The sequence below is a fragment of the Paraburkholderia sp. BR10141 genome (assembly GCF_056155635.1).
In genome coordinates this window covers 1-472 of record NZ_JBMIQH010000145.1, presented here as the reverse complement: position 1 = coordinate 472, position 472 = coordinate 1, and the positions used below count along the sequence as shown (strand labels likewise).

Annotated in this window: 1 pseudogene; it reads right to left on the bottom strand. The window is 65.9% G+C overall.

Annotated features, from left to right (window positions below):
- Positions 1-264: pseudogene (locus ACOJB8_RS41230) on the bottom strand (cytochrome c); the annotation flags it as partial.
- Positions 265-472 lie beyond the last annotated feature (208 nt).

Genomic DNA, 472 nt, shown 5'->3' with positions numbered 1-472 from the left:
GCCCTGGCGCACGGCCCTGGCGAAGTCGTCGTAGCTCCACTTGCCGATGCCCGTAATCGCGTCGGGTGTGATGTTGGTCGAGTAGATCGCGCCGATCGGCGTGTCGAGCTTCAGGCCGCCCGCGAAGGGCTTGCCGCCCTGCGTGGTATGGCAGGCGACGCAGTCGCCGGCGCGTGCCAGGTATTCGCCGTGCGCGACGAGCGCGGGGTCTGCGGGCTTGGCAGCGGCGTTGGCGGCACGGGCCGTGAGCAGCCCAAAAGCCATGGATAACACAGCACAGGTGGCGAGCGTGAGCGCCGCCTTCGAAACGGGGTTCAGGCGGCGCAGTGCACCGCGTGCGCTTTTACGAACGAATCGCATGGGGACCAGGTCTTTCTTCATGATCGTCATGCGGCTCTTCACACGCTCACCAGGGGGCCGGGATTCTTCAGATACTGGTTGCGAATGGCCTTCGCGCTCCAGTAAGCGAGGG